The sequence below is a fragment of the Bradyrhizobium sp. WSM1417 genome, from assembly GCF_000515415.1.
In the GTDB taxonomy this organism is placed as follows: Bacteria; Pseudomonadota; Alphaproteobacteria; order Rhizobiales; family Xanthobacteraceae; genus Bradyrhizobium.
Window position 1 is genome coordinate 5,452,015 of sequence record NZ_KI911783.1, and the last position, 13,376, is coordinate 5,465,390.

The 13,376-nt window shown below is 63.6% G+C and carries 16 protein-coding genes; 10 read left to right on the forward strand and 6 right to left on the reverse strand.

Going from position 1 to position 13,376, the window contains the following annotated elements:
• Nucleotides 1–22 precede the first annotated feature (22 nt).
• Nucleotides 23–475 carry a DUF6789 family protein gene (locus BRA1417_RS0126590; RefSeq protein WP_027518404.1) on the forward strand — a complete coding sequence of 151 codons (453 nt, stop codon included), beginning with the start codon at nt 23–25 and terminating at the stop codon, nt 473–475.
• A 55-nt stretch (nt 476–530) separates the two neighbouring features.
• Nucleotides 531–2,285 carry an arsenical pump-driving ATPase gene (arsA, locus tag BRA1417_RS0126595; RefSeq protein ID WP_084462515.1) on the forward strand — a complete coding sequence of 585 codons (1,755 nt, stop codon included), beginning with the start codon at nt 531–533 and terminating at the stop codon, nt 2,283–2,285.
• A 44-nt stretch (nt 2,286–2,329) separates the two neighbouring features.
• Here arsA and BRA1417_RS0126600 read toward each other — a convergent pair whose 3' ends face one another.
• The gene (locus tag BRA1417_RS0126600; protein WP_027518406.1) at nt 2,330–3,568 is read right to left on the reverse strand and encodes an MFS transporter; all 1,239 of its coding nucleotides are present in this window, start codon (nt 3,566–3,568) and stop codon (nt 2,330–2,332) included.
• Between the two features lie 129 nt (nt 3,569–3,697).
• Here BRA1417_RS0126600 and BRA1417_RS0126605 point away from each other — a divergent pair, with 129 nt between their 5' ends.
• Both BRA1417_RS0126605 and BRA1417_RS0126610 read left to right on the forward strand, forming a co-directional pair.
• Nucleotides 3,698–4,306: a TetR/AcrR family transcriptional regulator gene (locus BRA1417_RS0126605; protein ID WP_027518407.1), complete on the forward strand. Its 609-nt coding sequence runs from the start codon at nt 3,698–3,700 to the stop codon at nt 4,304–4,306.
• A gap of 225 nt (nt 4,307–4,531) precedes the next feature.
• Entirely contained in the window at nt 4,532–4,924 is a 393-nt protein-coding gene (locus tag BRA1417_RS0126610; RefSeq protein ID WP_245286272.1) for a response regulator, read from the forward strand.
• A gap of 529 nt (nt 4,925–5,453) precedes the next feature.
• On the opposite strand, the gene BRA1417_RS46060 is transcribed toward BRA1417_RS0126610, so the two are convergent.
• Complete coding sequence (locus BRA1417_RS46060) at nt 5,454–5,579, reverse strand: hypothetical protein (protein ID WP_256379195.1); 126 nt, start codon at nt 5,577–5,579, stop codon at nt 5,454–5,456.
• 306 nt (nt 5,580–5,885) lie between these two features.
• On the opposite strand from BRA1417_RS46060, the gene BRA1417_RS0126620 reads away from it, so the two are divergent.
• Complete coding sequence (locus tag BRA1417_RS0126620) at nt 5,886–6,308, forward strand: hypothetical protein (RefSeq protein WP_245286273.1); 423 nt, start codon at nt 5,886–5,888, stop codon at nt 6,306–6,308.
• Between the two features lie 245 nt (nt 6,309–6,553).
• Here the strand turns inward: BRA1417_RS0126620 and BRA1417_RS0126625 are convergent, their stop codons facing one another.
• Both BRA1417_RS0126625 and BRA1417_RS0126630 read right to left on the reverse strand, forming a co-directional pair.
• A complete protein-coding gene (locus tag BRA1417_RS0126625) occupies nt 6,554–7,927 on the reverse strand; it encodes a PleD family two-component system response regulator (protein WP_018455158.1) in 1,374 nt (457 codons plus the stop codon).
• Between the two features lie 14 nt (nt 7,928–7,941).
• Nucleotides 7,942–8,307, reverse strand: a complete 366-nt coding sequence (locus BRA1417_RS0126630; protein ID WP_007611272.1) for a response regulator — start codon at nt 8,305–8,307, stop codon at nt 7,942–7,944.
• 252 nt (nt 8,308–8,559) lie between these two features.
• Between BRA1417_RS0126630 and BRA1417_RS0126635 the strand changes: the two genes are divergently transcribed.
• From BRA1417_RS0126635 to BRA1417_RS0126645, 3 genes are read left to right on the forward strand one after another with little or no spacing between them, the layout of a single operon-like run.
• Nucleotides 8,560–8,871, forward strand: coding sequence for a DUF3572 domain-containing protein (locus BRA1417_RS0126635; RefSeq protein WP_027518410.1), 312 nt, complete (start codon nt 8,560–8,562; stop codon nt 8,869–8,871).
• On the forward strand, nt 8,868–10,157 hold the full coding sequence (locus BRA1417_RS0126640; RefSeq protein ID WP_027518411.1) for a DNA polymerase IV: 1,290 nt from the start codon (nt 8,868–8,870) through the stop codon (nt 10,155–10,157). The genes BRA1417_RS0126635 and BRA1417_RS0126640 overlap by 4 nt, the downstream gene beginning before the upstream one ends.
• The gene (locus BRA1417_RS0126645) at nt 10,157–10,564 is read left to right on the forward strand and encodes an ACT domain-containing protein (protein WP_027518412.1); all 408 of its coding nucleotides are present in this window, start codon (nt 10,157–10,159) and stop codon (nt 10,562–10,564) included. Before BRA1417_RS0126640 ends, BRA1417_RS0126645 begins: the two co-directional genes overlap by 1 nt.
• A gap of 9 nt (nt 10,565–10,573) precedes the next feature.
• On the opposite strand, the gene BRA1417_RS0126650 is transcribed toward BRA1417_RS0126645, so the two are convergent.
• Nucleotides 10,574–10,975, reverse strand: coding sequence for a RidA family protein (locus tag BRA1417_RS0126650; protein WP_027518413.1), 402 nt, complete (start codon nt 10,973–10,975; stop codon nt 10,574–10,576).
• A 66-nt stretch (nt 10,976–11,041) separates the two neighbouring features.
• Nucleotides 11,042–11,887, reverse strand: a complete 846-nt coding sequence (locus BRA1417_RS0126655; protein WP_027518414.1) for a cell envelope integrity EipB family protein — start codon at nt 11,885–11,887, stop codon at nt 11,042–11,044.
• Between the two features lie 233 nt (nt 11,888–12,120).
• On the opposite strand from BRA1417_RS0126655, the gene BRA1417_RS0126660 reads away from it, so the two are divergent.
• Nucleotides 12,121–12,588: a RidA family protein gene (locus BRA1417_RS0126660; protein ID WP_007611287.1), complete on the forward strand. Its 468-nt coding sequence runs from the start codon at nt 12,121–12,123 to the stop codon at nt 12,586–12,588.
• A gap of 5 nt (nt 12,589–12,593) precedes the next feature.
• The gene (locus tag BRA1417_RS0126665; protein WP_027518415.1) at nt 12,594–13,340 is read left to right on the forward strand and encodes a glycerophosphodiester phosphodiesterase; all 747 of its coding nucleotides are present in this window, start codon (nt 12,594–12,596) and stop codon (nt 13,338–13,340) included.
• The last annotated feature ends 36 nt before the right edge of the window (nt 13,341–13,376 follow it).

A 13,376-nucleotide genomic window follows, 5' to 3' on the forward strand; every position in this document is an offset into this window, starting at 1 on the left:
TTCCGAGAATGGACGACTTGGCATGCCTTCAGACAACAGGATTTGGAAGGCAGTTGTTGCAGGATTGTGCGGAAGCATCGCGCATTCGCTGCTGATGTACTTCAAGTCTTGGGTTGGACTGCTTCCATCATTCCAGCCCTACGAAAGCTTCCAGACGACGCTGAGCCATGTGACCGGCACGGCAATCCATCCAGTGGTGCCGTGGCTACTTTCATTCCTGAATGGCTCAACCTTCGTCAGTCTCGCCTTTGGACATCTCTATCGATGGCTGCCAGGCAATATCGGAGCGATCAAAGGACTGGCATACGGCGTGCTCGGATGGGCGACCATGGGGTTGGTGTTCTTTCCCATGATTGGGCTTGGATTGTTCGGAGTGCAGGCTGGACTTGGCATTTCGCCAGCACTGTTCTCGCTGGCGATGCTCCTGACTTACAGCGTAATCCTGGGCATCGTTTACGACGCACTCAATTCCTGACTTGTTCGAATATGAGACCAGGCATATGACCGCTCCGGCCGCAGGACAGCCTATGATGCCACAATTTCGCGCGCTGACCGCCCCAACCCCATATCTGTTTTTCACCGGAAAAGGCGGAGTCGGCAAAACCTCTCTTGCGTGCGCCACGGCCGTTGGCCTCGCGGACCGTGGACTGCGTGTTCTCATCGTCAGCACCGATCCTGCGTCGAACCTCGACGAGATGCTCCAAGTCACTTTGGCCGATCGCCCTACGCCGGTGCCTGACGTGACCGGACTTTCGGCAATGAATATTGACCCCGAAGCCGCTGCCGAGAGTTATCGCAAGAGAGTGCTTGAACAGCTTGGACCCGAGGTTACGGCTGGAGAGCGATCGACTGTGCGCGAGCAGCTCTCCGGCGCCTGCACCACCGAAATAGCCGCCTTTGACGAATTCGTCGGACTGCTGGACGGCGATGTAGCAGGGTTCGATCATATCATATTCGATACCGCTCCGACCGGCCACACGCTACGGCTCCTTAGCCTGCCAAAGGCATGGACCGGCTTTCTCAAGGACAACGAGCGGGGCGCGTCCTGTCTCGGCCCGCATTCGGGTCTGAAGATCCAGGAGGACCGCTTTCGCAGGGCGCTTCAGGCCCTGGGTGATTCCAAGCAGACCACAATCATTTTGGTTACCCGCGCCGATCAGGGGGCGATCCGTGAGGCGGCCAGAACATCGGGCGAACTTGATGCGCTTAATCTCTCGAACCAGATTCTCGTGGTGAACGGGCGCTTCCACGCAACTGACCCCAATGATGTCGTCGCAGCTGCCCTAGAGCGAGATCAGGACGAGGCGCTTGCCGCCATGCCCGCGTCGCTCAAGAAGCTGTCGCGAGACGAAATTCCTTTGCTTGGCTTCGATATCGTCGGCGTGACGGCCCTGAGGGCGCTCCTTTCGCCCTCCAATCCACCATCGGTTTTATCCAGCGAGTCAAATGCAGAACCGGTCGACCTGCCGGGCCTGGACCGGTTGGTCGATGACATCGCGCAGGGCAAGCGCGGCCTCATCATGGTCATGGGCAAGGGCGGCGTCGGAAAGACGACGATCGCTGCCGCCATCGCCGTGGGGTTGGCGAAGCGGGGTCATGCCGTCCATCTCAGCACGACCGACCCCGCAGCTCACGTCAGTTTCGTCGTCGATGGCGTCATGCCAGGTCTGACCGTCGACCGGATCGACCCCCGGGTCGAGACGGAGCGGTATGTCGCGAAAATACTGGCGAGCCGTGGCCGTGACCTCGACGCGCAGGGTAAGGCTCTTCTGCTGGAGGATCTTGCTTCGCCGTGTACCGAGGAGGTCGCTGTTTTCCATGCCTTCTCGCATGTCGTTGCGGAGGCCCGGAGTGCCTTCGTGGTGCTCGATACTGCACCGACGGGCCACACACTCCTTCTGCTCGACGCGACCGGCGCCTATCACCGCCAAATGACAAGCCAACTTGCACCGACCGGTGCGGGACGCATCGTTACCCCGCTGATGAGGCTCCAGGATCCGACCCACACAAAGGTGATCCTAGTGACGCTGCCGGAGACGACGCCGGTCTCCGAGGCCGCTTCCCTTCAGGATGACTTACGGCGTGCCGGCGTCGAACCGTATGGCTGGGTCATCAACAAGAGCCTCACCGTCTCGGGCACCCGCGATCCTCTGCTGCGCCTTCGGCTCGACAAGGAGCAGACGCAGATAGCTCGCGTTCAGAGCGGGCTCGCAAAACGCGCCTTTATCATCGGCTGGCGAGCAAAGCCGCCAACCGGTGTGGAACAGCTTCGTGCTCTAACATGAACATTGCGAAGGCTCAGAAAGCCGGCACCTATGAGCCCCTCCCCCTACGCTGTGCGCAATATCGGCGCCGGCGGCTGCGACGGCCGGATCAGCGCAAACGCGATCTGAATGATGCCGCCGGCCAATCCCAGCGCCACGCCGATGCGCCAGGCCATGGTGTAGGAGCCGAGCGCGTCGTAGAGCACCCCTCCTCCGTAGGCGCCGAGGAAGCTGCCGATCTGGTGGCTCATGAAGGCGAGGCCCTGGATCATCGCCTGCCAGCGCAGGCCGAACATTTCGGCGACGGCGCCCGCGACCAGCGGGCCGACACCCATCCACAAGAAGCCCATGATCGCCCCGAACAGCAAGGTCGAGGCAGGCGTCGCCGGCAACATGAAGTACCAGGCCAGCGCGAGTGAGCGGAAGATGTAGATTCCGCCGAGCAGCGCGAGCTTGTTCCAGCGCTGACCGGCCCAGCCGAAGAACAGCGAGCCGAGCACGTTGAAGCCGCCAATCATGCCGAGCGTCTGCGCGCTCAGCATCGGATCGAGGCCGCAGATCGCGAGATAGGACGGCAGATGCGTCGTGAGGAACACGAGCTGCATGCCGCAGACGAGATAAGCGCAGGTCATGACCACGAACGACCCGTTGCCGAACGCGGTCTTCGCCGCGATCAGGGCCGTGGCATCGACGATCTCATCACTCGCGGGCTTCGGCAGCGGGACCGCGTCGACGCGCCCGGCATACCAGGCCGCCGGGATCATCAGCACCGACATCACGACGAAGCCGGCGAGCCCGACGCGCCAGCCAAAGCCCTCGTTGAGCATCTGCCCGATCGGCGCCGACAGCAGCGCGCCGAGCGAGCCGGCACCGGAGACGATGCCGAGCACGGTCGAGCGCACCGTTGGGGGCACCGCGCGCGCCGCCACCGACATCGCGATCGCGGCCGCGGTGCAGGCGAGCGAGGTGCCGATCAGCACACCGGCGCCGATCATGATGGCGACGAGACCGTTCGCGGTTGCCATCAGCACCAGGCCCGCGATGTACATGAACGAGCCTGCGATCATGATGGGACGGAAGCCGTAGCGCGTGGTCATCGCGCCGGCGAGCGGCTGGAGAAAGCCCCAAGCGAGGTTCTGCATGGCCAGCGCCAGCGTGAAGTCGGAGATCGACAGATGGATGTCGTGGGTCAGCGGCTGCATGAAGATGCCGAGGCTCTGCCGCAGCCCCATGCTCAGCGTCAGCATGATCGAGGCGCCGATCAGGATGGGCAATGTCGGGCGCAGGACCTGCAACAGGGGCATTTTGTTCTCCCTTATCGGCGCGGCGCGCGCGCCGTGGTCTGCAATATCAGTTGATTTTGGTTACACAGACCTGTGTACTTAGGCTATGGTTAGCGTGCACTGTCAAGCGAACAGGACATTCACCGCCGCATGGCTCCCCCGCCCGCCCCACAGACGATGAAAGAGCGGATCCTCGAGACCGCCGACAAGTTGTTCTATCTGCAGGGCATTCGCGCCATCGGTGTCGACACCATCGCGGCCGAGATCGGCATCTCCAAACGCACGCTCTACAACCACTTCCCCTCCAAGGACGCGCTGATCGCGGCCTATCTGGAGCGCCGCTTCGTGCAGCCACGCCCCTCGGACAAGCCCGCGGCCGAGCAGATCCTCGCAACATTCGATTCGCTGGAACGCCGCTTCGCCGCAAAAGATTTTCGCGGCTGTCCGTTCGTGAATGCGGTCGCCGAGCTTGGCCCGGCGGATCGCGCCGTGAAGAAGATCGCCATCGCCTTCAAGGAAAGCCGCCGCATCTGGTTTCGCGACCGCCTCAACGATCTCGGCGTTGCGAACGCGGAAGCGCTCGCAACGCAGCTCGTGCTGCTGGTCGACGGCTCGATCGCGCAGGACCTCGTCCGCGACGATCCCGCAATGGCCCGCGCCGCGAAGGACGCGGCGACGGTGTTACTCCGGAATGCGGGGGTGGATGTGGGAGATGAGGCTGCGGTGAAGTCAGGCAAGCGGCCGGCCCGGCATCCCTGACGCAGCTGAAGGGTCAACCCGATCCGCTCGCCGCAAGAAGGCGGATCGGAGAGCACGCACCGCAGTCTCCACCCCAGTTTGCCATGCTTCACCTTCGACCTCTCCAAGAGAGCGCGCCGATATCCCTGAGGGAGTGCACGCGGCGCAGGTTTCCGTGCGGGAACTTTTGTGCACTTTTACACTTATCTGTACTGCCGCGATGGTGCGCGACAGAGGGTGGGGCCAGTGCAAGATAGCCAATTGTTGCTAGTCCTCATTGTAGAGGACGAAGCTCTCATCCAAGAGATGGTGGGCGAGGCCCTCGTAGACGGTGGATTTCAGACCGAGATTGTTTCATCAGGCGAGGACGCGGTTGCCCTGCTGAAAGGCGACCCTACCAAATACCGCGCGTTGCTCACCGATGTTCATTTGGCCGGTAAGCTCACCGGCTGGGACGTTGCAAAGCAAGCCCGAGAGATCAATCCAGAGATGCCGGTGGTCTATATGACCGGCGCTGGAGCCGATCAGTGGCCCTCTCACGGCGTGCCCAATAGCGTTCTGCTGAGCAAGCCCTTCGCGCCCGCCCAGGTCGTTACGGCAGTATCGCAGCTGCTCAACCAAGTCCCACCTTCGCATTGATCTGGTCTTGATCAAAGTCGCCTGCCGAGGGACAGCTGGTGTGACGCATGAGCGATGATCCACCGACGCCCAAGCCAGAAGTGAAGCTCGGCGAGAGGGATGAGAACCCGGCGGTGCATCATCGAAGAGTATGCCGCGAACGTCCGCGAATTGATCAGGAAGCTCCGCTACAAGCTGAACTCCTGAAGCGAGTGGAGGAAAAGGAACCATCGTCATTTCGGCGTAGTTGATCTTCTTTACACCCGGAGAAGGTCATGAATCGAAAATCGCTTCTTCTTACAGCCGCACTGTCCTTCGCTGTTGCCGCGCCCGTCCTCGCACAAGGCGGCGGAGGAGGTGGTGGTGGTGCCGGTGGAGGCGCGGGTGGCGGGGCCGCGAGCGGCGGCGCGTCCGGATCATCCGCGAGCTCAGGTGCAGGCACTGGCACGTCTGGCGCCGCCAATGGAGGCCCCTCGGCGCCATCCGGCATGGGCACAAACGGAACCTCAACCGGCGCTCACACGAACAACTCTCCAACCAATCCGAACGTTCAGCCCCCGACGCCGAACGGGAATACCGCGAGCACACCGGCCGCACCGGCCAGCTCGGGCACGAGCGGCACCGCGTCCGGGTCGACACAGACGGGTACGCCAAACGGGACCGACAGGTCCGGCATCACGGCAACCAACGGTGCCAACAGCGACAACAGGGGCCAGATGAGCCCCGCGGAGCAAGCAAGAACCGGAGTCAAGACGCTTCCGCAAGATCAAACTCCAGGAGCGGTCAGTGCGCCCGGCGTTGGCGTCGGTCATGCGGCGAACGGCTTGCCGATCGGCACGCCTGGTTCGGGGACCAGCAACGTCGATCAGAAGTAACGCGGACTTGCGCCGTCTCCATTGGGCCCGCCACGGCGGGCCTTTTCCGTGACGTCCCGAAGGGAGTGGACGAGGCCTAGGGCTGCGAGAGCGAGAAACGGGTAAACTTGGCATCAGGCGACCCTGCCGATACACTGGTTTCTTTTTGGGGCGTGCCCATGATTAGATTTTCCTCATTGCTATCATTTTCATTTCTGATCATCTGCACCCCGGCCGCGGCTGACGAGATGAAGATCCAATTCACGTTTGGACCTCCGCGGCCCTGCACCACCGTCTTTCCAAATCCCGAAATCAAGATGAAAAGTGTTCCGCCTGGCACGCGCACGATCGTCGTCAAGTTTCGCAGAGAGAAGAACTACGAGATGGGCGGCCAGGAGATTCCATTTCCCTCAGACAACATCGTGAAGCCGGAGAGCTTACGAACCTGGGGCCCCTGCAATTCCGGCCTGTACACTTACGAAATCATCGCGAAGTCCAGCACGGGCGCGGCCCTGGCCAAGGCAGAATGGTCGGAGCCGTATCCTCCCTGACTTGAAAGGTGGGCGCCGGCTGGTCCGCCGTGGCGTGCCGCTCCTCGCCTGCGCGATGACAGCGGAGTTCGTGGGATGTTCGGGAGGCTAGCAGGATGCTCCTGTTTTGCCCGACGAGTCAAACGGCGTTGCTGTCTGCATCAACCCGTTTTGCGGCTGACGTAAGCCATTGATCCGACTAGCGTCGGCTACTGTGCATGGGGTTGTTTTCGCGCTTTTTTTTGCGCCGGCCTGTGCGAGCGGCCTCACGCTGCGTGCGAGACCACGCGATTGCGGCCGTCGTGCTTGGCGCGATACAGCGCGGTGTCGGCGCGCTTGAGGACGTCGCCAACCGCCTCGCCCTTCTGCTCCAGCGTGGTCAGGCCGATCGAGATCGTGACCTCGATGCGCTTGGTGCCCTTGTGGATCGCAAAGGGCTCGCCGGCGATCGACCGGCGCAGGCGCTCGGCGACCATGCCGGCGACGTGGAGATCAGTCTCCGGCATCACGATGACGAACTCCTCGCCGCCGTAGCGACAGGCAAGGTCGATGCCGCGGATCGACTTGCGCACCCGCACGGCGAATTCGCGCAGCACGTCGTCGCCGGCGTCGTGGCCGTAATTGTCGTTGATCGATTTGAAGTAGTCGATGTCCAGGATCATCAGCGCCAGCGGCTTGCCGCGGGTCGCGGCCTGCTCGGCCAGCGTTGCGAGATGGCTCTCCATGTAGCGGCGATTGTGCAGCCCGGTGAGCGCGTCCGTGATCGCCATCTCGATCGAGTTCTGCACGTTGTCGCGCAAATGGTCGGTGTAGCGGCGGCGGCGGATCTGGGTGCGGGCACGCGCCAGCAGCTCGATCTTGTCGATGGGACGCAGCAGATAGTCGTTGACGCCGATCTCAAGCCCACGCAGCAGCCGCGTCGCGTTCTCGGGGTCGGCGATCGCCAGGATCGGCACATGCCGCGTGCGCTCCAGCGAGCGCGCCTGGCTGCACAGCCGAAGGCCGTCGAAATTGTTGAGATCGAGCGAGACGATCAGCAGATCGTAATTGCCCTCGGCGGCGTGGAACAGCGCCTCCGTCGGGTTCGGCTCGACGTCGATGGTGTGCTCGGCGGCGAGGATCGTCGCCAGCCGCTCATACGAGGACTGGCGGTCGTCGACCAGCAGGATGCGGCCGCCCTTGCCGGTGTCGGAGATTGCACTGCGCTCGGGCGCCTGCATGCCGATCTCGAGCGAGGTGATGGCGCGCATGCGCAGCTCGTCGGTCATCATCTTCAGCCGCGTCAGCGAGCGCACGCGCGCGATCAGCACGACGTCGGAGACGGGCTTTGTCAGGAAATCGTCGGCGCCGGCTTCCAGCCCGCGGTTGCGGTCGGACGGGCTGTCGAGCGCGGTGACCATCACGACGGGAATGTGATGCGTGGCCGGATCGGTCTTGAGGCGGCGGCAGACCTCGAAACCGTCCATGTCCGGCATCATGACGTCGAGCAGGATGATGTCGCATTCGGCGCGGGCGCAGATCGCCAGCGCCTCGGTGCCGTTCGCGGCAGTCATCACGTCGAAATATTCGGCGGACAGGCGGGCTTCGAGCAGCTTGACGTTGGCAGGGACGTCATCGACGACGAGAATACGCGCGGACACTGTGAACTCACTTCCTATCCGATGAAACGTCGGACCGTCTCAATGAATTTGCCGACCGAGATCGGCTTGGACAAATAGGCCTCGCAGCCGCCCTCGCGGATGCGCTCTTCGTCGCCCTTCATCGCGAACGCCGTGACGGCGACGACGGGAATATTGCGCAGCTCCGGATCGTCCTTGATCCAGCGCGTCACCTCCAGGCCCGAGACCTGCGGCAATTGGATATCCATCAGCACGAGGTCGGGCCGCATCTTGCGAACGAGGTCGAGCGCCTCGTAGCCGTTGCTGGTGCCGGTGGTCTGATAGCCGTGCGCCTCCAACAGGTCGCGGAAGAGCTTCATGTTGAGCTCGTTGTCTTCCACGATCAGGACGGTCTTAGCCATCCCGCCCTCCTGATTGGTCCGCAGACCGATGCATGTGACGCCTCAGGCGCCGGTCGCCGGCGCTTCGAAAACTGGATTCAAACTAGCCTCGAATTCGCTTGAGTTTCGTTAAACCCGAGGGCCGACTTTCTGCGATGTGGTTTCCAGTTGCTTGTCGGGGCCGCAAGACTTGGGCAAGAGACTTGGGAACGAGACTCGGGCATGGTGGCCCAAAGTAGACACCGAAAGTTAACGGAAAGGCAAACCGGCCACGTGAAAAAGCCTGTTCACAACCCCCGCGAAGTCGCTGAAATCGTTGCGCTTCAGGCGCTGTCTTTCGTCGCGGGCGAGCCCGAGCGGCTGGGCCTGTTCCTGGCCGAGACAGGGGTCGGCCCGGAGATGCTGCGCAACGCCGCCTCGGACCCCAATTTCCTGCTCAGCGTGCTCGATTTCGTGATGCGCGACGACGCCACCGTGAAGGCCTTTGCCAGCACTGCGGAACTGCATCCGACCAATGTTGCCGCAGCGCGGCAGGTTCTCGGCGACGCGCTCGGCGACCCCAATTGGGAGCGCGACGTGCCGTGACCTCCCTGGAGACGGCCGGGCCCCGCTGCTTCTGCCGGGATTGTTCGGCCGATCTGGATATGGGCGTGCGGCGCTGTTCCGCCTGCGGTTCCCCCCGCCTCGCCCGCCACCGCGCGCTCGCAAGCCTGACCATCGCCCATATCGACTGCGACGCCTTCTACGCGACCGTCGAGAAGCGCGACAATCCCGACATCGCCGACAGGCCCGTCATCATCGGCGGGGGCAAGCGCGGCGTGGTGTCGGCCGCCTGCTACATCGCGCGGACCTACGGCGTGCGCTCGGCCATGCCGATGTACAAGGCGCTGGAAGCCTGCCCGCATGCAGCCGTGATCCCGCCGAACATGACGAAATATGTCCGGGTTGGGCGCGAGGTGCGCCAGGCCATGCAGGCGCTGTCGCCGCTGGTCGAGCCGCTCTCGATCGACGAGGCCTTCCTCGATCTCTCCGGCACCGAGCGGGTGCACGGTATGATTCCGGCCAAGGTGCTGGCGCGGTTCGCACGCAACATCGAGCGCGACCTCGGCATCAGCGTCTCGGTCGGCCTCTCCTGCAACAAGTTCCTGGCGAAGATCGCCTCCGACCTGGACAAGCCGCGCGGGTTTGCTGCGCTCGACCAGGAGGAAGCGCGCTTGATGCTGGCGGAGAAGCCGGTCGGTTTCATTTTCGGCGTCGGACCCGCGACGCAGGAGCGTCTGGTGCAACGCGGCTTCCGCATCATCGCGGACCTGCAGAAGGCCGACGAGATCGAGATGATGCGGCAGTTTCCGAGTGACGGCCGCAGGCTGTGGCGACTCGCGCGCGGCATCGACGACCGCCGCGTCGAGCCCGATCGGGGCGCCAAGACGATTTCGAGCGAGACCACGTTCGAGACCGACATCCGGGATTTTGCGACGCTGGAGAAGATCCTGTGGCGGCTGTGCGAGAAGACGTCGTCTCGCCTCAAGAGCAGCGAGCTCGCCGGCCTGACCGTCACGCTGAAGCTGAAGACCGCTGATTTCCGCCAGCGCACGCGCTCGCAGTCGATCACGGCCCCGACGCAGCTTGCCGCAAAGATCTTCTCGATCTGCCGCGAGATGCTGGCGAAAGAGATCGACGGCACAGCCTTTCGCCTGATGGGCGCCGGCGTCAGCGCATTGCGCGAGGGTTCAGTCGCCGACGACACCGACATGCTCGACCGCCGTGCCGCCCACGCCGAGCGCGCGGTGGACAGCTTGCGCAAGAAATTCGGCAGCGCCGCAGTGATCCGTGGCATCGCGTATGAGGGGCCGGAAAAGGCGCAGGAGTGATGACAGGCGAACGCGATCTCGACGCGCTGCTGAGAGACATGAAGCCGGAGATGCGGCCGGGCATTTTCGTGTTCTGCACGATCCCGACAAGCCAGTCGATTCCCGCGGCGCTCAGCCCTTTGCTGACGTTCCGCGAGCAGGAAGGAACGACGCTCGTGATCCCACGCGAACAGGCCGAAGCGGCGGGACTACGCTACGCATTCTCATCGTGCCTGATCACCCTGACGGTTCACTCCGCACTCGATGCGGTGGGCTTTCTGGCCGCAATCACGGCACGCCTCGCCGCAGCCGGCATCAGCGTGAACGCCGTGTCGGCGTTCCACCACGATCATCTGTTTGTGCCGGCTGACAGAGCGGACGAAGCGATGGTTCTTCTGCGAGAGATGTCCAACGCGACACACTTGTAGCGAAAGATCTCAATCCGCGACCGCCACCGCCTCGATCTCGATCATCCATTCCGGCGCGGCGAGCGCCGAGACGCCGACCAGGGTAGAGGCCGGCGGCTCCATGCCTTCGAAGAAGGCCGAGCGGGCCTTGCCGATGATCGGGCGCAGCTCCGGCTTGTAGTTCACGACGAAGGTCGTGATCTTCACGATGTTGGCGTAGCCCGCGCCGGCTGCTTTCAGCGCGTGCCCGAGATTCTGCATCACCTGCGTCGTCTGCGCGGCGATGTCGCCCTCGCCGACGATCCGTCCCTCCTCATCCACCGACACCTGGCCGGAGATGTAGATCGTCTGCGCCCCCGTGGCGGTGACGACATGCGAATAGGCGGGATTGTGATGCAAGCCGCTGGGGCGGAGATGATCGAGCTTGGGCATGATGAGCCTCCCGGATGTTTGTGGTTGGGGAGGAGCGTAGCCAGAGACCGCGTTGCAGGCCAGCCCTCAATTGCAGGGCTTGCTGTCCTTCGCGTCGAACTTGCCCATCGCGCCCGAAATCACAAAGTCGTTGTAATCGAGCACAAGCTGGCGCGAGACACCGTTCTCGTAGAGCTCGAACGCCATCGCGTAGACCGGCGTCTGCTCGCCTTCCTTCTGCTGGGCCTCGCGGTCGAAATAGCTGACGGTGACGGGCCAGCGCTTGAGCGACTTCATGTGCTCGTCTGACGTCGACGGATCGGGCGAACCTTCGCGCTCGGCCGGGATCGGCTGGCCGATCACGGTCAGCGTGTTGTAGACCTTCTGGCCATCGTCGGAGCCGTCATAGACGGAGAGCTCGAGCAGCGACTTGCCGTCCTTGGCGGCGGCAATGATGCGCTGGATCTGTTCGGTCGGAAACACGATCTTGCCGTCGAGCGTGAAACTCTTCGGCGCCGGCAGCTTCAGCTTGACGTTGATGTGGTCGCCGTCGCGCTCCGCCGAACCGTCGACCCGGCCGGCGTCAGCCTCGTTCATCCGCGTCTCGATCTTGAAGCGGTAGCTTTTACCGCCGGCGTCCTCCCAGGAATTGGAGCGGAGGTCGCTGAGCGTGACCTTGCCCTCGCCGCTGTCGAGCTCGGAGACCTGGCGGAATTCGGAGGTGTAGCCCTCGCACGAACTTCCCGTGAAATTGTAGAGGATGCGACCGCGCGCGCTGTTGACCGAATTGGAGCGCGATTTCACCAGGCTCAAATCATAGAGCGCCTGATGCGCGAGGAACGGACCGTTCGCGGCCAGCGCTCCGCCTTCCGGGCCGAGAGCGGCCGCCGCGAGCGCCGTCACACCGAGCGAAGTCCGGAAAAGTTGCAGCATGTCTGGTCCCTGGGGAAAGCGCAGATTCGACATTTTAATGAACGTTCCATTGCGTCGCAACTGAGGCCGTTTCACGTAAAGTTGCGGCCCTTGCGTTGAACCTCCTGCCCTGCCTCAACCAATTGCCACCCCCGACGGTTGCTTGCATGTGGCGGCACGATGGGCGAAACAGGGCCCGCCCGCGCTGCAAGTGATGCGCCCGGGCGGATGGATTTTGGACAACGAGGTCGGACATGGCGGGCACGGTCGAGCAGAAGTTGGCGGAACAGGGCATCAAGCTGCACGAGGCCCCCACCCCCGTGGCCAATTATGTGCCGTTCGTGCGCACCGGTAATCTGCTGTTCGTCTCGGGTCAGGTTTGCTTCGATCCGGCCGGCAAGCTGATCGCCAAGGGCAAGCTCGGCGCCGGCGTGACCATCGAAGACGGCGCCGCGGCCGCCCGCGGCTGCGCCGTCAACCTGCTGGCCCAGGTCAAGGCGGCGCTCGGAGACCTCGACAAGGTCGTGCGCGTGGTGCGCCTCGGCGGCTTCATCAACTCGGCGCCGGACTTCCTGGACGGGCCGAAGGTCCTCAATGGCGCCTCCGACCTGATGGTCGCCGCCTTCGGTGACAAGGGCCGTCATGCCCGTACCACCGTCGGCGTCGCCTCCCTGCCCGCGGATGCGGCGGTCGAGGTCGAAGGCGTGTTTGAGGTCGCCTGAGGCGAATGCGCGCTCCTGATTGGCTGACAGCCCGCCCGGTCGCCCATCGCGGCCTGCACGACATTTCCCGCGGCATCGTCGAGAACATGCCGGGCGCGGTGCAGGCTGCGATTGCGGGCAATTTCTCGATCGAGGTCGACATCCAGCTCTCCGCCGACGGCGAGGCCATGGTGCATCACGACCATGCGCTCGGCCGGCTTACCGAGGCGACCGGCCCGCTGGTCGAGAAGACCGCAGCCGAGCTAAAGGCGCTCACGTTCAAGGACACGGCCGAGCGGATGATGTCGCTTGGCGACCTCTGCGCCCTTATTGGTGGTCGCGTGCCGCTGGTGATCGAGGTCAAGAGCCATTTTGACGGCGACCGCAAGCTGGTGAAGCGGATGGCCGAGGTGCTGGCGTCCTATGACGGTCCAGCCGTCGGCATGTCGTTCGACCCGGACCAGGTGCTGGCGCTGCGCGAGCTGCTGCCCTCCCGCCCCCGCGGCATCGTCGCGCAGCGGAGCTATCAGGACGACTACTGGGCCCACCTGACCCAGCAGCAGCGCGACAGCATGCTGTACCTGCGCCACGGCTTCCAGACCCGGCCGCATTTCGTCGCCTTCAGGGTCGACGACCTGCCCGCCCCCGCCCCCTGGATCGCCCGCAATCTGTTCGGCTGCGCCCTGCTCGCCTGGACCGTGCGCACGACCGAGCAACGGACGCGAGTGGCGCAACATGCGGATGAGATGATCTTCGAGGGCTTCGTGCCGTAGGCTTGATGTTTCCCACTCTTGAAGTCGCTGCTGCAA